This is a genomic window from Geobacter sp. FeAm09, from assembly GCF_008330225.1.
In the GTDB taxonomy this organism is placed as follows: Bacteria; Desulfobacterota; Desulfuromonadia; order Geobacterales; family Pseudopelobacteraceae; genus Oryzomonas.
Map to the genome: position 1 here is coordinate 2,024,684 of NZ_CP042466.1, position 20,212 is coordinate 2,044,895.

The 20,212-nt window shown below is 61.2% G+C and carries 17 protein-coding genes; 8 read left to right on the forward strand and 9 right to left on the reverse strand.

Annotation, left to right across the window (positions count from 1 at the left end; all coding sequences use genetic code 11):
• Positions 1 to 101 precede the first annotated feature (101 nt).
• The 6 genes from FO488_RS09560 to FO488_RS09580 all read left to right on the forward strand — a co-directional run bounded on the left by FO488_RS09560 (position 102) and on the right by FO488_RS09580 (position 6,062).
• Complete coding sequence (locus FO488_RS09560) at positions 102 to 1,664, forward strand: bifunctional aminoglycoside phosphotransferase/ATP-binding protein (protein ID WP_149210354.1); 1,563 nt, start codon at positions 102 to 104, stop codon at positions 1,662 to 1,664.
• Entirely contained in the window at positions 1,661 to 1,921 is a 261-nt protein-coding gene (locus FO488_RS09565; protein WP_149210355.1) for a hypothetical protein, read from the forward strand. The genes FO488_RS09560 and FO488_RS09565 overlap by 4 nt, the downstream gene beginning before the upstream one ends.
• A complete protein-coding gene (locus FO488_RS09570; protein WP_304598780.1) occupies positions 1,918 to 4,605 on the forward strand; it encodes a GAF domain-containing protein in 2,688 nt (895 codons plus the stop codon). Before FO488_RS09565 ends, FO488_RS09570 begins: the two co-directional genes overlap by 4 nt.
• On the forward strand, positions 4,602 to 5,165 hold the full coding sequence (locus FO488_RS20425) for a PP2C family protein-serine/threonine phosphatase (protein WP_304598781.1): 564 nt from the start codon (positions 4,602 to 4,604) through the stop codon (positions 5,163 to 5,165). The genes FO488_RS09570 and FO488_RS20425 overlap by 4 nt, the downstream gene beginning before the upstream one ends.
• 61 nt (positions 5,166 to 5,226) lie before the next feature.
• A complete protein-coding gene (locus tag FO488_RS09575; RefSeq protein WP_149210356.1) occupies positions 5,227 to 5,562 on the forward strand; it encodes an STAS domain-containing protein in 336 nt (111 codons plus the stop codon).
• 47 nt (positions 5,563 to 5,609) lie between these two features.
• Positions 5,610 to 6,062: an ATP-binding protein gene (locus tag FO488_RS09580; protein WP_149210357.1), complete on the forward strand. Its 453-nt coding sequence runs from the start codon at positions 5,610 to 5,612 to the stop codon at positions 6,060 to 6,062.
• Between the two features lie 118 nt (positions 6,063 to 6,180).
• Here the strand turns inward: FO488_RS09580 and FO488_RS09585 are convergent, their stop codons facing one another.
• From FO488_RS09585 to ppk1, 5 genes are all read right to left on the reverse strand, one after another.
• Positions 6,181 to 6,681 carry a HyaD/HybD family hydrogenase maturation endopeptidase gene (locus FO488_RS09585; protein ID WP_149210358.1) on the reverse strand — a complete coding sequence of 167 codons (501 nt, stop codon included), beginning with the start codon at positions 6,679 to 6,681 and terminating at the stop codon, positions 6,181 to 6,183.
• A gap of 70 nt (positions 6,682 to 6,751) precedes the next feature.
• Positions 6,752 to 7,417, reverse strand: a complete 666-nt coding sequence (gene cybH, locus FO488_RS09590) for a Ni/Fe-hydrogenase, b-type cytochrome subunit (RefSeq protein ID WP_149210359.1) — start codon at positions 7,415 to 7,417, stop codon at positions 6,752 to 6,754.
• Positions 7,418 to 7,431: 14 nt separating this feature from the next.
• Positions 7,432 to 9,129: a nickel-dependent hydrogenase large subunit gene (locus FO488_RS09595; RefSeq protein ID WP_149210360.1), complete on the reverse strand. Its 1,698-nt coding sequence runs from the start codon at positions 9,127 to 9,129 to the stop codon at positions 7,432 to 7,434.
• 3 nt (positions 9,130 to 9,132) lie between these two features.
• Complete coding sequence (locus FO488_RS09600) at positions 9,133 to 10,239, reverse strand: hydrogenase small subunit (RefSeq protein WP_149210361.1); 1,107 nt, start codon at positions 10,237 to 10,239, stop codon at positions 9,133 to 9,135.
• A gap of 220 nt (positions 10,240 to 10,459) precedes the next feature.
• Positions 10,460 to 12,724 (reverse strand): polyphosphate kinase 1, encoded by a 2,265-nt coding sequence (gene ppk1, locus FO488_RS09605; RefSeq protein ID WP_149210362.1) that lies wholly within the window; start codon positions 12,722 to 12,724, stop codon positions 10,460 to 10,462.
• 117 nt (positions 12,725 to 12,841) lie between these two features.
• Here ppk1 and FO488_RS09610 point away from each other — a divergent pair, with 117 nt between their 5' ends.
• Entirely contained in the window at positions 12,842 to 14,848 is a 2,007-nt protein-coding gene (locus tag FO488_RS09610; protein ID WP_149210363.1) for an ATP-dependent helicase, read from the forward strand.
• A gap of 166 nt (positions 14,849 to 15,014) precedes the next feature.
• On the opposite strand, the gene FO488_RS09615 is transcribed toward FO488_RS09610, so the two are convergent.
• Together FO488_RS09615 and FO488_RS09620 are read right to left on the reverse strand one after the other, a co-directional pair.
• Positions 15,015 to 15,443: a macro domain-containing protein gene (locus FO488_RS09615; RefSeq protein ID WP_149210364.1), complete on the reverse strand. Its 429-nt coding sequence runs from the start codon at positions 15,441 to 15,443 to the stop codon at positions 15,015 to 15,017.
• A 57-nt stretch (positions 15,444 to 15,500) separates the two neighbouring features.
• On the reverse strand, positions 15,501 to 16,094 hold the full coding sequence (locus FO488_RS09620; protein WP_149210365.1) for a DUF4410 domain-containing protein: 594 nt from the start codon (positions 16,092 to 16,094) through the stop codon (positions 15,501 to 15,503).
• A 131-nt stretch (positions 16,095 to 16,225) separates the two neighbouring features.
• Here FO488_RS09620 and FO488_RS09625 point away from each other — a divergent pair, with 131 nt between their 5' ends.
• Entirely contained in the window at positions 16,226 to 18,343 is a 2,118-nt protein-coding gene (locus FO488_RS09625) for a thioredoxin domain-containing protein (protein ID WP_149210366.1), read from the forward strand.
• On the opposite strand, the gene FO488_RS09630 is transcribed toward FO488_RS09625, so the two are convergent.
• Both FO488_RS09630 and FO488_RS09635 read right to left on the reverse strand, forming a co-directional pair.
• Complete coding sequence (locus FO488_RS09630; RefSeq protein ID WP_149210367.1) at positions 18,340 to 18,996, reverse strand: YkgJ family cysteine cluster protein; 657 nt, start codon at positions 18,994 to 18,996, stop codon at positions 18,340 to 18,342. The two genes, FO488_RS09625 and FO488_RS09630, sit on opposite strands and share 4 nt — an antisense overlap.
• Positions 18,993 to 20,195 (reverse strand): polysaccharide deacetylase family protein, encoded by a 1,203-nt coding sequence (locus tag FO488_RS09635; RefSeq protein WP_149210368.1) that lies wholly within the window; start codon positions 20,193 to 20,195, stop codon positions 18,993 to 18,995. The genes FO488_RS09630 and FO488_RS09635 overlap by 4 nt, the downstream gene beginning before the upstream one ends.
• Between the last annotated feature and the right edge of the window lie 17 nt (positions 20,196 to 20,212).

The following is a 20,212-nucleotide window of genomic DNA, read 5'->3' on the forward strand; positions in this document are numbered from 1 at the left end:
TAGCATGAAACCTAATCACCGTCAAATGAATATCAGACCGGCCAGCAGCTTGCGGAAGCGTTGTTTTAATGGTAGTATTTTTATCTAAGAGAGACAGCGCCATGCAACGTAATATATTAAAATCACTATTAAAATCAAGCGCCTATCCCGAGGCGGCCGATAGCGTCGAGCTGATTCAGACGCACGTTTCCTGGATATTCCTGGCAGGCGACATGGCCTACAAGGTCAAAAAGCCCGTGGATTTCGGGTTTCTCAACTTCTCGACCATTGACCGGCGCCGCTTTTACTGCCATGAGGAGGTGCGGCTCAACAGCCGCCTCTGTCCGGATATCTACCTGGGCGTCGTGGAAGTGCGGGAGGCCCCCGGCGGTGCCGCCTTTTTCGGGGACGGCCCGGTTATCGATTACGCCGTCAAGATGAAACGCCTCCCGGCGGAGCGGATGCTTGACCGCCTGGTGGCACGGGGGGAGGTGACCGCTGACGACATGCGGGCAGTGGCCCGGGTCATCGCCGCATTCCACCTCGCTGCCGCCACCTCGCCCGCCATCGGCGAATACGGCCGGCGGGAACGGATCATGGCCAACTGGCAGGAAAACTTCGCCCAGAGCACGGCCGGTTCCCGGACGCCGCTCTCACCCGACGAACTGGAGGTGATCCGGGAGTGGGTATCCTCGTTTGCCGAAAGCCGGGGTGAACTCTTTGAAAAGCGCGTTGCCCAGGGGTTCATCCGGGAATGCGATGGCGACATCCACTTGGAGAACATCTGCCTGAGCGACGGCAGGATTTGCATCTTCGACTGTATCGAGTTCAACGAGCGCTTCCGCTACTGCGACACCGCCGCCGACATCGCCTTTCTCCTCATGGATCTGGACTACCACCGCCGTCGCGACCTGGCGGAGGCGGTGCTCGACGCATACCTGGCAGCTTCGGGCGATGCCGGCCTCCCGGAGATCGTCGATTTCTACAAGCTGTACCGCGCCTTTGTGCGGGGCAAGGTGGAAAGTTTCCGCCAGAGCGACAACGGCATCGAAACGCAGGAACAGGAACGCGCCGGTGCACGGGCGGCCGGATATTTTCGCCTGGCGCGAGGCTACATCGAGCGGCAACGCCTGGGAACCACCCTGTTCATCACCTGCGGCCCGACGGGAAGCGGCAAAAGCACCCTGGCGGCACAGCTGGCCTTTGAACTCGGCATCGCAACCTTCAATTCGGATAGGGTGCGCAAACAGATGGCCGCCCTGCCGCCGGATACGGCCATGCGTGTGCCGTTCGAGACCGGGCTTTACTCGGCCGCCGCCAGCGAAGCCACCTACGCCGAGCTGCTGCGCCTGGCTGAAGCCGAACTCGGGGCGGGGCGTTCCGTCATCATCGATGCCTGCTTCATCAGCCGCGGGCAGCGCCGTCCCTTCAGCGACCTGGCCGAAAGGCTCGCGGTCCGCTGCGTCGTGCTGAATTGCGTCTGCCCGGAGGCGGAGCACCGTCGCCGTCTGGTCGCACGGGAAACGGCCGGGGAGAGCATTTCCGACGGCCGCCTGGAGATCCTCGAATTGCAGTGCGCCAACTTCCAGCCGCCGGATAAATCGGAAGGACTCGTGGTAAACGTTGCCACGTCTGCCGCGCCCGAGGCCCTCGCCAGCCCGATCTACGCGAGGCTCGCCCCATGACGAAGCACCTGCGCCACAAACTCCTGCGCCGACTCCAGTTCCGGGAGTCATGGGTCATTTTCTTCGTGGTGGGCTTCATCATGATGAATTTTCTCTTTTTGCACATCTTCAACAAACCAGGCACCATCTTCGGCTACCCGGTCATGTTTCTCTATTTTTACCTCGGCTGGGCGGCCTCCATCTTCATAATCTATCTCTTCACCCTGGCCGTAGGCACCCCTCCAGCCACCAAATCACCGGAGAACAGACCATCGTGAGCTCCGGCTTTGCCCACGCGGCCATCATATCGACCCTCTACACGGCACTGATCTTCCTGATCGCCTGGCATGCCCATCGCCGCATGGGGGCCGGCCGGAGCATCGTCGGCAATCCCTACGTCTACTCCCTGTCCATAGCGGTCTACTGCACGTCGTGGACCTTCTACGGCAGCGTCGGCAAAGCGGCCACCACCGGCCTGGACTTCCTGATGATCTATGTCGGGCCGTCGCTCACCGCCTTTTCCTGGTTTTTCCTCCTGCGCCGCATCGTCCAGATCAGCAAGGAGAACAACATCACCTCCATCGCCGACTTCATCAGCCTGCGCTACGGCAAGTCGCTCTGGCTGGGTGCCCTGGTGACCCTCATCTCCGCCTTGGGCGTCATGCCCTATATCGCCCTGCAGATAAAGGCGGTCTCCACCAGCTTCTACCTGATCAGCGGCTTCCGGGCCAACAGCATCCACCTCCCCCACGGCGGCGCGGATCTGGCGGTACCGACCGGCCTTTTGCTGACCATCATCCTGTCGATCTTCAGCATCATCTTCGGCGCCCGCAGGCTGGTATCGAGCGAGCGCCACGAGGGGCTGATCGCCGCCGTGGCCTTCGAATCGCTGGTCAAGCTGGTCAGCCTGCTCGGAGTGGGCATCTTTGTCACCTATTACCTCTTCGACGGCTTCGGCGATATTTTTACCCGTTTCCACGCCGCCCGGCCCGAACTGTTCGAACGGCTTTTCACCTTTGGCGGCGCCAGCAACGACCCGGATTACATCCCCTCCTTCACCATGCTCTTCATGTCCATGGCCGCCATCATGCTCCTGCCGCGCCAATTCCACGTCATGGTGATCGAAAACTCGAACGAAAACCACATCACCAAGGCCATGTGGCTCTTTCCCGCCTATCTCTTTCTGATCAACCTGTTCGTCATGCCCATCGCCCTGGGCGGCATCCTGACCACCGGCAGCAGCAACGGGGCCGATTTTTTCGTCATCAACGTCCCGCTCCTGCACGGAAACAGGACCATCGCCCTCTTGGCCTTTCTGGGAGGAGTGTCGGCCGCCGCCGGCATGGTGATGGTGGAATCGGTCGCCATATCCACCATGCTGCTCAACAACATCTTCATGCCGGTCATCGTTCGTTTCACCCCTCAACCCTGGTTCCCCTACCTGCTGATCAATCTGAAACGGCTCGGCATCTTCCTGGTGATCTTCCTGGGGTATTTCTACTACCGGATCGTGGGCGACTCCTACATGCTGGTCAACATGGGGCTGATCTCCTTCTCGGCCGCCTGCCAGTTCCTGCCGGCCATGCTGGGCGGCCTGTACTGGAAACGGGGCAACAAGTCCGGCGCCATTACCGGCATCCTGTTCGGCTTTCTCACCTGGACCTACACCCTGCTGTTCCCTTCGTTCAGCAAATCCGGCTGGCTTGGGATGGAACTGCTCACGAACGGTCCCTTCGGTATCGGGCTCCTCAAGCCGACCGAATTGTTCGGCCTCAGCAACATGGACCTGTGGAGCCATTCCCTGTTCTGGAGCATGCTGTTCAATGTGGGCGCCTATATCTTCTGTTCGATTCTGCTGCGCCAGGACGAACCGGAGCGTGAGCAGGTGCGGCGTTTCATCGGCACCTACGAGCAGGAGCGTTCCTACCATCAGGCCGAGACCAAGCGCCTCTCCAAACCGGTGACCATCGGCCAGTTCGTCAACCTGATGGCCAAGTTCATCGGGGAGGCGGATGCGCACCATGCCATCAGCAGTCACCTGGGCGACCGGGAGATGGATGCGGAGGGCAACGTCCCCGAGTTCGAACTGCCCAACCTGAAACGGTTCACCGAGAAAACCCTGGCCGGATCGGTCGGGGCCGCCGCCGCCGGGGCCATCGTGGACAGCTTCCTCTCCGACATGGGGTCGCGCATGGAATCGGTCTACGACATCTTCAGCTCCGTGCGCACCTCCCTCGACCAGAGCCGCGAAGCCCTCTACGTCCGCCTGAAGGCGTCAGAGATCATCAATCGCACCCTTGATCTCCAGATCATCATGGATGACCTGCTCAACCTGCTCCTGAAGGAATTCAAGCTGGATGTGGCCATCATCCAACTGCGCAACGACAACGGCACCCTTATGGTCAAAAGCTATCAGGGGAGCAACCGGCGCCCCATGAACCCGCAGCACTGGTTCACGGAAAGCGCCCCCTACCGGGATATGGCGCTCCTGGACCGCAAACCGCACTTCGTCAACGACACCAGCCAGATCGGAGGGACCGTCAACCTGGAACAGACCCTGGCGGAGGGGATCGTCTCCTGCGCCTATCTCCCCATCTTCCGCGAGGGCGAACCGTCCCTGGGGGTCCTATCGGTCTTTTCCAAGTCGATCACCGGCATCTTCACCGAGGAGTTCATCAGCCTGTTGTGCAGCCTGGCGGGCCAACTGGCCCAGGCGGTCACCATTGTCCGCGAGATGGAGGCCAAGGAGCGGGAACGCAACGAGAAGGAACTGGCGCTCCTGAAAAGTGCGCGGGTCACGCGGGACATGGAGATCGCCCAGCAGATCCAGATGTCGCTTTTGCCCGACACCGCCCCGGAAACCTTCGGGATCGACATGGCCGGGCGTTGCATCTCGGCCGCCCATGTGGGGGGGATTACTACGATTTTTTCAAGCGCGACGATCACACCATCGACCTTTTGATCGCCGACGTTTCAGGGCACAGCGTCGGCGCGGCCCTGATCATGGCCGAGGTGCGCACCCTGCTGCGCGCCCAGGTCAGTTCGGCCCACAGCGCCAGCGCCATCCTGCAAATCCTCAACAGCCAGCTGTACGACGACCTGACCCGCTCCGAACTGTTCATCACCATGTTCTACGCCAAGTACAACTCCGCCACCGGCCGCCTCTCTTTCGCCAACGCCGGCCACAACCGCCCCATGATCAGCCGTGACGGAGAGTACTCGTGTGTCGAGCTGGACGCGGAAGGCCTGATCCTCGGCGTCAAGACCTCGGTGATCTTCGAGGAGCGCAGTTTCGAGCTCAAGACGGGGGACGTACTGCTCTTTTATACGGACGGCCTGACCGAGGCGCGCAACGAACGGGACGAATTGTTCGGGACCGGACGGGTATGCTCTCTCCTGGGCACACTGCGTTACCTGCCGGCCAAGGAGATCATCGATGCATTCTACACGGCGGTAAGAGACTTCACCGCTTCGGAAACCTTCCAGGACGACATCTCCCTGGTTGTGCTCAAAATCCTGTAAAAACCACTACACCGTTCCCCGGCCATGGTGCTGCGGGGACACATGACGAAAGGAGTTGCCCATGCAGTTGAAAATCGAAGAGAACGGGGCCGTCAGGGTCATCTATGTGAAGGAGGAACGCCTTGACGCCCATAATTCCGACGAGCTCAAGGCCGAGTTGAACCGGCTGTTCGATGGCGGGACAAAAGACCTGGTGATCGACCTCAAGGAGGTGCGCTTCATCGACAGTTCCGGGTTGGGGGTCCTGGTGTCCGGGTTCAAGAACGCATCCGCGCGCCAGGGGAGCCTCAAGCTCTCCGCGCTCCAGAGCCAGGTCAAGTCGATGTTCGAACTGACCCGCCTGCACCGGGTTTTCGATATATTCACGACCGTGGACGACGCGCTGGAGAGCTACTGACCGAGCCTCATTCACGCACCAGCAGCTTCCTCACACGCGAGGTTGTCATGAAGAACACCATCGACATCGAGATCGTTGTTCCCAACCAGACCCGCTACCTGAGCATGATTGGCAAGATCGGCGAAAATGTGGTGCGGGAACTGGACCGCTTCACCGGGGACCGGGAGGCCTTGGCACATCACCTCAACGTGGTGCTGACCGAGGCCATGGTAAACGCCATCAAGCACGCCAATGCCGCCGACCCCAGCAAGGAGGTACTGATCCGTATCAGTGCCTCCGACCAGGAGATCTGCATCAAGGTCTATGACAGCGGGCAGGGTTTCGACCTCACGAGCGTCCCCGATCCCGACTTTGAAGTGGATCAGCTCGGCGAAAAGGGGCGCGGCATCTTCATCATCCGCTCATTGATGGATTCAGTGGAATACAAGAGGACAAACGGCGGAAATGTGCTGGAAATGAAAAAATCCCTCGTACCCCGTGCGGTTGGCCGCGAGAAGTAATGCCGCGATATTTTGCCCGATGCCGGGGCGCAACAACGCAGGCGCGGCAGGCCTTCATCAGGGAACCGCTACGGCGGCTGCGGCTACGAGAGTCGGAGCAAGCGCACGGGGCGCGCAGCTAGGCAGGGCACGTTTCGACCCCCCATTCACGCAATTCCGCCAGCACGTTGCCAATCATCTCCTCCAGCTTTTCGGCAACATTCCGGGAAAGTTCGGCCCCCATTTCGATATTGGCCGGTTGGACACCGATCAGCACCATTTCGCGGGGGGCGTGACCCAATAGCTCCGCCACGGCAAGAAGATCCTTGAGCCCCATCTGATGGGGCGAAACCTTGGTTTGCAGGGCAACCGGCAGCTCCCGGCCCGACAACCGCACCAGCGTTCCCGGCTTGCCCCCCGTTTCGACCGCATCCACCACCAAAAGCCGCCCGCCCCCCTCCAGTTTGTGCAGAAGATCCAGCCCCAGGGTGCCCCCGTCCATGATCTCCACATGGGGCGGGAAGCGGTAGCGTTTCTGGAGTTCCTGCACAACCCGCACCCCCGCCCCGTCGTCGCTCATCACCAGGTTGCCGATGCCGAGCACCAGGATGGAGGGGGCTATGCCCTCAGACGTAGTCATGGTCGCCCCGCTGTAAAAAAAGAGAGGCGCAGCCCTGTGCGGCCATTGTCGTGGCAGTGAACGGCATGGATCAATCCTCTTTCTTCACCGTGAACTTATAGCCGCAGAACATGCTGGAGATCTCGCTGCCGTGCTCCTTGATGTCCATCAGCCAGGCGCTGTAGATATGGTTGACGACAAAACCGGCGATCAGCCACATGCCGACATGATGGGTAAGGCGCATCCCCTGGTTGCTGAACAGGGCATACATGAAGCCTAAGGCCCGGTGCATCGGGGATCCGGGGGCATGTTCGGCGTACAGCGCAAAGCCGGTCAGGATCATGGTGGAGTAAATGCAGAACAGGGCGATATAGGCCGTGGTGGCCAGGGGGTTGTGCCCAACGGTTTCAGGCACATCCTTGTCGATCAGCAGATAGTAGCGCAGCATCCTGAGCAATTTGTGGCGGCCCCGGGCGGTGGCGAGCGGAAAGAACTCCTTCCACCCCGAATACTTGTTGCCGATGAATGACCAGAGAACCCGGGAGATCACGCTGACGGCAAACAGGTAGGCAGCGGTGAAATGGACGAAACGAATCCAGCCCATCGTAAAATCGGATGCGGAACGGCCGAACGAGAAAGGGGTGCCGATGAAAAAGCCGGTCATCGACAGCACGGCGATGCAGATCACGTTGATCCAGTGGCACCAGCGCACCGGCAGTTCCCATATGTAGTTTTTGAATTTGCACTGTTCACTCATAGCCGGCCCCCTTTCTAGGAAACCTTCACCCTGATCACTTCGTTTCCGGCCGCATCCGTCACATGAACGGCGCAGGCCAGGCACGGGTCAAAGGAATGGACGGTGCGCAGGATCTCCAGCGGCTTGGCGGGATCGGCCACCGGGGTTCCGACCAGGGATGCCTCGTAGGGGCCGCGCTGCCCCTTGGCATCCCGGGGGGAGGCGTTCCAGGTGGAGGGAACAACCGCCTGATAGTTGAGGATCTTCTGGTCCTTGATCCTGATCCAGTGCCCCAGGGCGCCGCGCGGCGCCTCGTGCCAACCATAGCCGCTGGCCTCGGCGGGCCATTCGCCGGGGTCCCACTTCTCGTTGGCGTGGATGCGGTAGTCCCCCTTGGCGATATTGGCGATCAGTTCGTCCAGCCATGCGGGGGTCTGGCGGGCGATGAGCAGACAATCGATGCCGCGGGCGCCGGTCCTCCCCAGGGTGGAAAAGAGCGCCTCGGGGCCAACCCCCAACTTGTTCAGCACCATATCCACCGCCCCCTTGGCCTCCTTGTGGCCGGAGGCGTACGCCACCAGCACCCTGGCCAGGGGGCCTACTTCCATGGCCTTTTCATCGTAGCGGGGGGCCTTGACCCAGGAGTATTTTTTGTCCGTATCCAGATGTTCGTAGGGCGGTTTGGGGCCGCTGTAGCGCGCCTCGGATTCGCCCTCCCAGGGATGGAGCCCCTTTTCCGGGCCGTTTTTATATTCGAACCAGGAGTGATCCACATACTCGGCCACCTTTTTCTGGTCCACCGGCAGCACCTTGGAGATATCCTTGCCCAGGATGGCCCCCTGGGGCAACCACTGGTTGCCGGCAGCATCGGGGAATTCGCCGTAGCAGAGGAAGTTGCCCACCCCGCCGCCGATGGCGGCCCAATCCTTGTAAAAAGAGGCAACCGCCAGGAGATCCGGGATATAGACCTTTTCCACGAAATCCTGTGCCTTCTTCAGCAGGCGCTTGATCTCCATCAGCTTGTCGGCGTTGAGGGCGTTCTGGGAGTCGGGATCGATGGGGATCGCCATGCCGCCCACCAGAAAGGTCTGGGGATGGGGATTCTTGCTCCCCAGGATGGCGTGGATCCTGATAACGTCCTTCTGCCATTCCAGGGCTTCCAGATAGTGGGCCGTCGCCATCAGGTTCGCCTCGGGGGGGAGTTTGTAGGCCGGATGCCCCCAATAGGCGTTGGCAAAGGGGCCGAGGCGCCCCGATGCCACGAAGGATTTGAGCCTGTCCTGCACCGACTTGAAGTAGGTCGGGGAGTTGTTGGGCCAGTCGGAAAGGGAGGCGGCCAGGGCAGAAGTCCCGGCCGGGTCGGCCTTGAGGGCCGAGGTCACGTCCACCCAGTCCAGGGCGTGCAGGTGATAGAAATGGATGACGTGATCCTGCACGTTCTGGATGCCGATGATGATGTTCCTGATCAACTGGGCATTGGGTGGGATCTTGATCTTGAGGGCATCCTCCACGGCCCGGATGGAGGCGATGGAATGCACGGTGGTGCAGACGCCGCAGAAACGCTGGGTCCAGAACCAGGCATCCCGGGGGTCGCGTCCCTTGAGGATCTTCTCGATGCCGCGGAACATGGTGCTGGAGCTCCAGGCATCGGTGATCCTGCCGTTGTCGATCTCGGCCTCGATGCGCAGGTGTCCTTCAATGCGGGTAATCGGGTCAACCACTATCTTGGCCATTGCCTATCCCTCCCTGGTCTCGTCGCTGGGTTCTTTATCTCTCCGAATGGCGTTCAGCGCACCGTGGACGGCAAAGGCCGCGGCGGCGCCGGCCGCCAGGCCGATGCCGATCTTGTCGACGGTGTGTTCAATGCCGAAGCCGGGCACATGGGGCAGGCGTTTGTACAGGGGGCCCATGGTATCCCAGAAGGCCGGTTCCGAGCAGCCGGCACAGCCGTGGCCGCTGCCCACCGGCCATCCGGTCTTTTCGTTGTAACGCTGGGTGGGACAATTGTGGAAGGTGGCCGGCCCCTTGCATCCCATCCGGTAAAGACAGAACCCCTTGCGGTGGCCGTCGTCGCCCCAATGCTCCACGTACTGGCCGGCATCGAAATGGGGACGGCGCTCGCAGTTGTCGTGGATGCGCTTGCCATAGGCAAACAGTGGCCGACCATGGCCGTCCAGGGCCGGGATCTTGCCGAACACCAGATAATGGACCACGGTGGCGGTCAGGTTGTCGGCATTGACCGGGCAGCCGGGCAGATTGATGACCGTTGCGCCGGGAACCGCTTCCTTGACGCCGACGGCGCCGGTTGGGTTGGGCACGGCCGCCGGGATGCCGCCAAAGGATGCGCAGGTGCCCACCGCAATGGTTGCCAGGGCGCCGCCACAGACCTGACGCGCCCGGTCCAGATGCGATTTGCCCCCCACACAGCCGTAGACGCCGCCGTCCTTCATGGGGATCGATCCTTCGACGACGCAGAGGTATTTGCCCCGGTAGTCGGCAATGGTTTTTTCCAGCGCCGCTTCGGCCTGATGCCCGGCGGCGGCCATGATGGTTTCATGGTAGTCGACCGAGAGGATGTCGAGGACGATCTCCCCCACGGTCGGGTTGGCGGAGCGCAGCAGCGCCTCCGTGTCCCCGGCGCAGTCCTGAAACTCCAGCCAGACCAGGGGTGGCCGCTTGACCTCGTCCAGGGCCTGGGCGACCTTGGGGGCAAAGGTGGCCGGCAAGGCCATGGCAGCGGTCATGGCGGAGCAGAATTTCAGGAAATCCCGCCGGGAAACCCCCCGTTCCCTGAGGATTTCGCCTACGGAGTATTCCCGACCAATGTAATCGCGTTCTATCATACCGTTTTCAGCGTCACCATTTTGATTATTCATTCGCAACCCCCTTTTGGTTGGAGTGACCTAACATCAATCATTATGGGTATATGAAAAAACGATTATTGCCATTTAGTATAATATAAAATTGTTTTATTGCAACAATTTTATAAAGATCAACCCGGAATGCCCCTCTCAGAGATAACGGCTGCCGAGGCAGCCGTTATCCGGGGGTATCTGGAAAAAATCAGGATTTTGCTTTGGTCTTTTTCTTTTGTTTGAGCGACTCCCTGAGACGCCGGGAAGCTTGTTCGATCATCAGGTGGTGGCTGCCATGGGGTGAGGATTCCCCGGTGGGCATGCGCTGGACATAGGTGCCGTCCGGGTGCATGTCCCAGACCGAGCATTGGTCGGCGAGATGTATGTCGAAGATGGTCCGTAACTCCCTGGTCAATTCCGGGGAGTCGATCGGGCAGAGGACTTCCACGCGAGCCTCCAGGTTGCGTTTCATGGCATCTGCCGAGGCGAGGTAGTACTCGTCGGCCCCGCCGTTTCTGAAATAGTAGAGGCGCGAATGCTCCAGGAAGCGTCCGACGACGCTCATGACCCGGATATTCTCGGAAAGCCCGGGGATACCGGGACGCAACCGGCAGGTATCGCGCACCACCAGGTCGATCTTCACCCCGGCCTGGGACGCCCGGTAGAGCGCCTTGACGATGTCGCCGTCTTCCAGGGCGTTCATCTTGAACTGGATCAGTCCGCCCCCCTTTTGGCGGTGCGACTCGATCTCCCGCTCGATCCCCGCCAGGAGCGCCTTCTTGAGCATGCGGGGCGCCGGCACGATCCTCTGGTAGTTGCGTTTCGCCATGAAGCCGGTGGTCAGGTAGTTGAACAGTTCCGTCACATCCTGGCCAATGGTCTGGTCGCAGGTCAACAGCCCCAGATCGCTGTAGACGCGTGCCGTTTCGGCGTGGTAGTTGCCGGTGCCGATATGGACGTACCGCCGCAGTCCGTTGTAGTCCTGGCGTACCACCAGAATGACCTTGCAGTGGGTCTTGAGGCCGACGACCCCGTAGGTCACATGGATGCCTGCCTCCTCCATCCGTTCCGCCAGGCGGATATTGGCCGCCTCGTCGAAACGTGCCTTGAGCTCCACCACCACCGCCACCTGCTTGCCGTTCTGGGCGGCCAGCACCAGGGAATCGATGATGCGCCCCTGGATCGAGGTGCGGTAGAGGGTCATCTTGATGCCGCGTACCTTGGGGTCGATGGCCGCTTCGCGCAGAAAGCGCTCCACCGACGTGGAGAAGGACTCGTAGGGGTGTTGCAGCAGGATGGAGCCGCAGTCGCGGATGATATGGAAAATATTGCGCGTCGCCTGCAACTGGGGGTGTTCGATAGGGTAATGGGGCGGATCGTGCAGCCGGGCATAATCGAGACCGGCCAATTCGAACAGGTCACGCATGGCCAGTAGCCCCGGCACCTCGAAAACGTCGTTTTCCTCGTCCAGTTCCAGCTCGGCCGCCAGCCGGCCCCGATGGACCGGGTCCATGCCGGTGCCGATCTCCAGACGCACGATCGGGGCGAACTTCCGCTCCTTCAACTCGGACTCGATCATGGCCATCAGATCGTCGGCCTCTTCCTCGTCCCGCTCGGTATTGGCATTGCGGGTCACGCGAAAGATCTCGCAACTCACGATATTCATGCCGGGAAAGAGCATGTCCAGGTTATTCATCATCACGTCTTCCAGGCAGACGAAATGGTCCCCCTTCCCCACCCGGATAAAACGGGGCGTCCCCAGGCCGACCGGCACCTTGACCCGCGCCAGGGACACCTCCCGCGCCCTGGGGTAGCGCAGGGTCACCAGCAGGTTGAGCGACAGGTTGGAAATGAACGGGAACGGATGGGCCGGGTCGATGGACTGGGGGGTCAACAGGGGAAAGATGTTGGTGTAGTAGTGTTCCCGGAGCGCTTTTTTCTCCTTGGCGGTAAGCTCGCCGTAGGACTCTATGGCGATGCCCTTCTCCTCCAGCAGGGAGCGGATTTGCCGGAAAAGCTGGTCCTTGCGCGCCTCAAGACTGCGAACGACGAGGTGGCATTCCTGCACCTGCTGGCGCGGCGTGCGGCCATCCAGGGTCAACTCCCGCATGCCGGCGCCGATCTGCTGCTTGAGGCCGCCGATCCGCTTCATGAAGAACTCGTCCAGATTGGAGCTGACAATGGCGATGAATTTCAGGCGTTCCAGCAGGGGGGGCCGGCTGTCCTCGGCCTCGTGCAGCACCCGCTGGTTGAACTCCAGCCAGGTCAGCTCCCGGTTGAGATACCATTCGCTGTCGCCCAGGTCGAACTCGGGCGCTGCCGGAGCCCCGTCCTCTCTGGCCTCGGACGGTTTCTGCTGCTTCGATGCCTTGGCCTTGGGGGCCTTTTCCGCTGTTGGGCCTGCCTTGTCCACCTTGCCTCGCTTGGTCTTAGTCCGGGATTGTTTTTTGATATGAGGGGTTGCTGTCACCATGGTCTCCAGGGTGCGATTTTGTTCTACCTTATAAATGTTACATTTTTTTTACACCGTAGCAACAAGCGTGAAACAGATTTGCGTCGTCAGCGCTGTTTGTGGTACACCTGAACACCTATGAAACGACTCAACACTCCGCAGCAGCAGGCGGTCAACCACACCGAAGGCGCCCTGCTGATCCTGGCCGGGGCCGGTTCCGGCAAGACCCAGGTCATTACAACCCGCATCGTTCATCTGCTCAAGGACAAACACATCTCCGCCGACAACATCCTGGCGGTGACCTTCACCAACAAGGCCGCCCGGGAGATGAAGGAGCGCGTCGGCGCCATGGCCGGCAGGATGGCGGACGGGATCATCATCTCCACCTTCCACTCCCTGGGGGTGCGCATCCTGCGCCGCGATATCCGGGCGCTGGGCTACAAGCCAAACTTCTCGATCTACTCCTCGTCGGACCAGGCCGGCGTGCTGCGTCAGGCCATGCGGGAACGGGACATCGACCCGAAGCAATGCGACCCGGACCTGATGCTCTGGAAGATCTCCGGCCTCAAGAACCGCCTGATCAGCCCCGCCGCATTCAAACCGGCCCACGACGACAAGCTCGAACTGGCCACGGCCGCCGTGTATCCCCGCTATCAGGAACTGCTCAAGGGGTTCAACGCCATCGACTTCGACGACATCATCATGCTCTCGGTCGGGCTGTTGCAGTCCAATGCCGCCATCCTGGGGCACTGGCAGGAGCGTTTCCGTTACATCATGGTGGACGAATACCAGGACACCAACGCCTCCCAATACCTGCTCATCTCGCTTCTGGCACAGAAGTCCGGCAACATCTGCGTGGTGGGGGACGACGACCAGTCCATCTATGGCTGGCGCGGGGCAGAGGTGCAGAACATCCTCAATTTCGAACAGGATTATCCCGGCTGCCGGGTGATCAAGCTGGAGCAGAACTACCGCTCCACCAGCTCGATCCTGGATGCGGCCAACAGCGTCATAAGGAACAACCCGGTCCGCACCGACAAGGCGCTCTGGACGGCCGGCGGCCAGGGGCGCGGGATCGACCTGTTCGTTGCGGCCGACGAGGAGGAAGAGGCCGCCCGGGTGGTTGACAGCATGATGCTGGAACAGTTCCGCGGCAAACTCCCATGGTCCGATTTTGCCGTGCTCTACCGCTCCAACGCCCAAAGCCGGGCCTTTGAGGAGAAAATGCGCCTGGAACGCATCCCGTACATCGTGGTGGGGGGACAGCAGTTCTACGAGCGCAAGGAGGTCAAGGACGCCGTGGCCTACCTGCGGGTCATCGACAATCCGGGTGACGAGGCATCCCTGCTGCGCATCATCAATTTCCCCCGCCGGGGCATCGGCGACAACACCCTGCTGCATCTCAACCAATGGTCCCTGGCGCACAACGTCCCGCTGTTCGAGACCCTGGGCCGGGTGGCGGAGATCGCCGACATTTCCGAGTCGTCGAAAAAGGCGGTAAACGCCTTCCACCGGATGATGACGGAAGTCATTGCCGGGTTCGGCCGCACCGATCTGGGCGCCCAGGTCAACGCCCTTTTCAACCGTCTGCGCATCGAGGACGAGCTGTACCGCACCTTGAACGACGCCTCCCAGGCCCGCAAACGGATCGAGAACATCGAGCAGGTGGTCAACTCCCTGGCCCTGTTCGAGGCCCAGACCCCCAGGGCCACCCTGTCGGCGTTTCTGGAACGGATATCGCTGATGGACGAGGAAAAATCGGAAGACGACAAGGAACACGGCCACAACGCCGTCACCCTCATGTCGCTGCATTCGAGCAAAGGGCTGGAATTCAATCATGTTTACCTGGTGGGGTTGGAGGAGGAACTGCTCCCCCACAAGCGATCCATGGAAGAAGACCCGACCTGTGCCGAGGAGCGGCGGTTGTGCTATGTGGGCATAACCCGCGCCCGCCAGCACCTGACCATATCCCGCTGCCGGACCCGCAGGAAGTACGGTGCCATCGAAGAGCGCAAGCCGAGCCGTTTTCTGGCGGAGATACCGGAGCACCTGTTGATCGACACGCCAGGCGATGGCGGCGAGGATGCACAAGGGGAACCGGTGGATCTGGCGGCGGCCTTCTTTGCGCAGATGCTGGGGGAGTAAGCTGAATCGGAACGGTCTCTCACTCGCTCGCTATAGTTCGCTCAAGCTCACAGAGGCACAGAGGACAACAAAAAAAATCACCACCCCTAACCCTTTAGGCCCCACTGGGCCGGGGTGGTTGATACCAAATAGTGTGTTTCCTCTGTGTCTCTGTGAGAGATAGCCTTTATCCCGCCATGATCACCAGGAACCGGTCATCGAAGTAACGTTCCAGGAGTGGGCGCACATCATGCCACGCCAGCCCCCCTCCCCCGCAACCGGGCCGCGGCACCACGACCGTTGCCCACCCCGCCCTGTCGGCCAGTGCGGCCAATTCACGGGCAGAGCGCTCGATCAGCCCCAGGTCGGGGACTTCATAGGGGGACTGTTCCACTGGAAAGCTCACCAGGTTATCGCCCAGGTGGTGGACATGGTTGCCGTCCTTGGCGATGCAGGCGCCGAGCCTTCCGGGAAACCAGGGAAACAGCCGGGCCGCCTGGGCAGCCACTCCCCGCCCCATGACGGCCTTGCCGCCTTTCGCCACCTGACCGTTGGTGGTGACGGCAACGACGGCGGTTTTCTGGTAGTCCCAGATATTGCCCTGAATCTCGCGCATCGTAAAATCACCTCGGAAAAAGCCCGCATCCGACGGCAACGCGGGCGGTGTAAGCCATCAATAGAGCTTGTGGATGAAGTTGGCGATCTCTTCGCCCTCGTCCGTGGCCTGGACCGGCATGACCCCCCTGATACGGCCCAATCCCCCCCCCTCGCCGCCGGAGCGGGTATCGCTGAAGGTTGCCAGTTCCTTGCCGGTTTTGGCATCGACCAGACGACCCGAGACCGAGATATTGGTCTTGCCGCTCTCCGGGGCCATCCACCCCAGGAAAAACTTGGCCGCGCCAATGCCGCCGTTGAATTTGGTGAACTTACCCTCGACGATTATGGCCTTGCCCTTCGGGGTGCCACCGGCGAGCACGTTCTTGAATTTGCCTTCTTTTTTCAGGTATTTGACGAGGCTCTCCTGCAGGTTCTTCACGATGGTCGGCTTGATTTCCTCCACGGTCTTCTTTTCCTCGTCGTCGAGATTGGCCATTTCAGCCCCCTCGGTGGCAAACGCCTTGACGACTATCGTGTCGTAGGCGGCCAGGCGCTCACTGGTAAAAATAGATTCCTTGCCCAGCACATCAGGACTGGGTAGCGTATCCCTGGCAAATACCGTGAATGCGCCGCACAGCAAAAAAATGACAAGCAAAGAAACTTTTTTCATAACCCCTCCCCATATAATTGTTACAATCAACTATAGCAACCGCCACGTCATTGTCAATAATAAAGTTTCATTATTTCGAATACTTATAAATGTGCGCCCATAATTCCCGCCCTGCACAGGAAAGGTACCCCATGGCAGACACAAGGCTTGACACCGCCGCATACATCGCCCGGCTCAGGGTTCTGGACAAGAGCGTCCTTCCGCCGGACGGCGGCCAGGGCTTCAATCGCCTGATCTTTGCCCGCAGCCCTTACCTGCTGCAACACGCCGAAAATCCGGTGGCTTGGTACGAATGGGGCGACGCGGCCTTTGAGAGAGCCCGCGACGGGAACCTGCCGATCCTGCTCTCCATCGGCTATGCCACCTGCCACTGGTGCCACGTCATGGCCCACGAGTCGTTCGAGGACGAACAGGTCGCCGCGCTGCTGAACAGTCATTTCGTCTGCATCAAGGTGGACCGGGAGGAACGCCCGGATATCGACGACTTCTACATGACCGTGTCCCAGGTGCTGACCGGCAGCGGCGGCTGGCCGTTAAACGTCTTCATGACGCCGGACAAGCGCCCCTTCATGGCCGTCACCTACCTCCCGCGGCAGGGGCACGCCGGCCGGAGCGGCCTGATGGAACTGCTCCCCAACATTGCAGCACTGTGGCATCAGCGCCCCGATCTGATCGAAAAAAACTGCCGCGGCATCATGGATGCCATGGGCAACCTCTCCCCTCAGGACACAACAAATACAAGCCTTAATTTACAAGAGCTTGCATACATATCGTTCAATCAGTTGAGCAGCATATACGACCCACTGCACGGCGGGTTCGGGACCGCTCCCAAGTTCCCCATGGCCATCAACCTGAGTTGGCTCATCAGGCAGGGGACGGCGGAGAACCACCGGGCGCTGGAGATGGCGCTCCACACCCTGAAAAAGATACGCGGGGGCGGGATATGGGACCAGGTGGGGGGCGGTGTGCACCGTTACGCCGTGGACCGGGAGTGGCTCGTGCCACATTTCGAAAAGATGCTCTACGATCAGGCCATGGTCGGGCTGGCGGCGCTGGAGGCGAACCAGGCGACGGGGGACGGCGCGTATCTGCACATGGCCGAAAACATCTTCGGCTTCGTCGCCCGCGAACTGACCTCGCCCGAAGGAGGTTTCTATGCAGCCCTGGATGCCGATTCGGAAGGCGTGGAAGGCAAATGCTACGTCTGGGACAAAGGAGAGATCGAGGAGTGCCTCGGCGAAGATGCCCCCCTGTTCTGCCGGTTTTACGGCGTGACCGACGGGGGTAATTTTGAAGGACGAACCATCCTGAACACGCCGCTCGGCCTGGAAGAATTCTGTATCCGGGAGGGACTGGAGCCGACCGAAGCCGGCCGACGGCTGGAACACGGCCGGGAGCTGGTGTTGGCGCAACGGGAACGGCGCATCGGACCCTTCAGGGACGAGAAGGTCATCACCGCCTGGAACGGCCTGATGATTGCCGCCCTGGCCCGCGGCGGAGCGGTGTCCGGCAATGCCGCGTTCCTTGATGCGGCCGGCCGCGCCGCATCGTTTTTGCGGGAGCGGTTGCGCCGCAGGGATGGGCGCCTCCTGCGCAGTTTTCTGGGGGATGCGGCCGATGTCCCTGGGTTTCTGGAGGATTACGCTTTCCTGGCGTTCGGCCTGCTGGAACTGTTCGAAGCGACCCTGGATACGGCCTGGCTGGAGCGGGCACTGCAACTCGCCGACCAGATGCTGGAAATCTTCCTGGACCCCGACAGCGGCCGCTTTTTGAAAACCGGCCGTGATGCCGAGCCCATGCCCCTGGCGGCAACCCAGGAACATGACGGGGTCATGCCGTCACCTTTCTCCCTGACCGCCCAGATATTTATCCGTCTGGCCCGCGCAGCCGCACGGCCCGATCTGCTGGATCACGCCCGCCGCTTGCTGGAAAGCCGTGCCGACGATGTGCAGCGCCAACCCTCGATCCACCTGGGAAGCCTGTATGCCATGACCCTCCTGGAGGAAGAGCCGTTCGAGGCCCACTTTTCCGGACAACGGCACCATCCCGCCATGCAGGGCCTGCTGCATGGCTTGAAAGCACGCTACTGCCTCAACTTGGCACTGTCCTTCGAAGCGACCGACAGTGCCCCCACCCTCACCATCTGTGCCCTGGGGACCTGTTACCCGGCCGTCCGCAACGCAAGCGAACTGGAACCCATCCTGGAACGCGCCGCGCCGCGCTTCAAACCTTCGATAACACTGGGCTAGTGCCGCCGAGACGCCCCGATCATCCCGGCATCGAGTACCAGCGCCGCCGGGATGAAGGTATCCAGTTCATTGACCGCCTCCCCCAGCAGCTTGCGGGTAAGTTCCCGAAACAGGAGCAGTTCCTGGGCGAACAGCTCCAGGAAAGGATGGCGGAGGTCCTCAAGTCGCCCCATATCCACACCGCGGAAATTCAGGGTGCACCACTCGTCCATCAGTGCCTCGCCCGAGGTATCCCAAAGCGGGATGCCGTTCAGACGACAGGTCATGGGGCGCTGTTCGTAGACCAGGCAACTCCCGTCTTCCGCCAGGAGCAGGCACGGGGTTTCATCCTCTTCCGGCATCAGCTCCTCCCATTCCTCTTCCGGGATATGGTTGAGAATCCACGGCTCGACAAAGGCGGGATTGCAGGCGGTCAGCGATGCCAGGCGGTCTGCCGCCTTCAGGCGCAGGGATTGCTGGACGGCTTCGGGCAGGGCGTCGATCCCGCTGCGCAGGTAGAGGGCGTCGAGAACCGTGATATCGAACAGTCCCCGGCAACAGGCCGAACAGCCCAGGTGGCAGGCAATCTGATCCCCATGGCGCTGGATGCAGCCGCCAAACCAGCGATCCACCTCCCGCAGCAATTCCCCATATCGTCCCAACAGTTCCTTCATGGCATTGCACCTCCCGGAGCGGATGAACTGGCCACCTTGTCGTTGTGGGCAAGAAGCCCGAAACGATATCCCCGCTCCTTAAGGAGCGGCACCAATTCCTTCAGAGCCGCCAAGGTAGCGTCATGGCCGGAACCATCGTGAAACAGCACAATGGCATGCCTACGCTGGCTCTTGGCCAGTTGCCCCAGCACCGCACGTACGATGAAGCCGCGGTTGTGGGCACCCCGTTTGGTGGAATCGTAGCTGTCGATATCCCAGGCAAAAATCTGGGCACCCTCGGCGGCCACCCGGGATACAAGGTTTCTGCCCGAAGCGCCGTAGGGGAGCCGCACCATGCGGCCATCGCCCCCCAGGCGGTCGATCAGGGAAGCGGTCCGGCCGATCTCGTTGGTACTCCCGGCAAACGAGGCCTTAAGCTTATGCAGGTTATGGGAAAAAGTGTGGCTGGCAACCCGGTGTCCCATGGCAACCAGCGTCGTCACAGCCTTTTCATGCCCCTGGACATTGCAGCCAAGCACGAAAAACGTGGCTCGTATGCCCTGGGATTTCAGGTAGGCGGCAATCGGCAGCGTCAGGCGCGAAGGGCCGTCGTCGAAGGTAAGGTAGATGATGCTGCGCGCCGGGCCGGTTCGCGGCTGTGCGCCCTGAAGTGACGGACTGCCCTTGAGCGGGCCGCTTGGGGGCACTGCTGCGCAGGGCGAAACCGCGGGGAAGGTTTCATTGTGGGGTTGGGGGGCGGTGGACCGGGCCTCCGAAGCCGCACCCTGAACGGCCTGCGCCGCTTGTTCGGCTACTGCTGCCGGAAAGTCTCCGGAAAGCTCGGAAGGGCTCTGTTGATCCTGTACGGCGGCGTCCAATGAAACCACACCGTCAGCCAGCGCCACGTCAGCGCCGTCCCGGCCGCTGCCGTCAGGGTCCACGCCCACGCCGGCCCCCTGCCGCAGCCGGGCAGCCAGGAGGGCACGGGACAGGAGACGGCTTTTCAGGCCGGCAAGGCGGTACAGGCTGTCGGCCTCCTCGATCATGCCGCCCCTGTAATAGCGGTCGGCAAGGTCAAGGGTGCGGCGCACCGTGTCGGTCTCTTCAGGTGCCGGGGAATCGGCGGCCGCGGCAAGGGCCGCATTGAAGCTGGCATAGGCGTCGCTGCGCCACTGCGGCGCCGTGGCGGCACAGCCCGAAAGCAGCAGGAGCACTCCCATCGCCAGGCACCCCCCGA

Coding starts and splice junctions, on each gene's coding strand:
- FO488_RS09585 (WP_149210358.1), bottom strand. CDS start 6,681: ATGACTACGTCTGAGGGCATAGCCCCCTCCATCCTGGTGCTCGGCATC.
- FO488_RS09620 (WP_149210365.1), bottom strand. CDS start 16,094: ATGAAAAAAGTTTCTTTGCTTGTCATTTTTTTGCTGTGCGGCGCATTC.
- FO488_RS09615 (WP_149210364.1), bottom strand. CDS start 15,443: ATGCGCGAGATTCAGGGCAATATCTGGGACTACCAGAAAACCGCCGTC.
- FO488_RS09630 (WP_149210367.1), bottom strand. CDS start 18,996: ATGAAGGAACTGTTGGGACGATATGGGGAATTGCTGCGGGAGGTGGAT.
- FO488_RS09600 (WP_149210361.1), bottom strand. CDS start 10,239: ATGATAGAACGCGATTACATTGGTCGGGAATACTCCGTAGGCGAAATC.
- FO488_RS09625 (WP_149210366.1), top strand. CDS start 16,226: ATGGCAGACACAAGGCTTGACACCGCCGCATACATCGCCCGGCTCAGG.
- FO488_RS09635 (WP_149210368.1), bottom strand. CDS start 20,195: ATGGGAGTGCTCCTGCTGCTTTCGGGCTGTGCCGCCACGGCGCCGCAG.
- cybH (WP_149210359.1), bottom strand. CDS start 7,417: ATGAGTGAACAGTGCAAATTCAAAAACTACATATGGGAACTGCCGGTG.
- FO488_RS09560 (WP_149210354.1), top strand. CDS start 102: ATGCAACGTAATATATTAAAATCACTATTAAAATCAAGCGCCTATCCC.
- FO488_RS09610 (WP_149210363.1), top strand. CDS start 12,842: ATGAAACGACTCAACACTCCGCAGCAGCAGGCGGTCAACCACACCGAA.
- ppk1 (WP_149210362.1), bottom strand. CDS start 12,724: ATGGTGACAGCAACCCCTCATATCAAAAAACAATCCCGGACTAAGACC.
- FO488_RS09595 (WP_149210360.1), bottom strand. CDS start 9,129: ATGGCCAAGATAGTGGTTGACCCGATTACCCGCATTGAAGGACACCTG.
- FO488_RS09580 (WP_149210357.1), top strand. CDS start 5,610: ATGAAGAACACCATCGACATCGAGATCGTTGTTCCCAACCAGACCCGC.
- FO488_RS09565 (WP_149210355.1), top strand. CDS start 1,661: ATGACGAAGCACCTGCGCCACAAACTCCTGCGCCGACTCCAGTTCCGG.
- FO488_RS09575 (WP_149210356.1), top strand. CDS start 5,227: ATGCAGTTGAAAATCGAAGAGAACGGGGCCGTCAGGGTCATCTATGTG.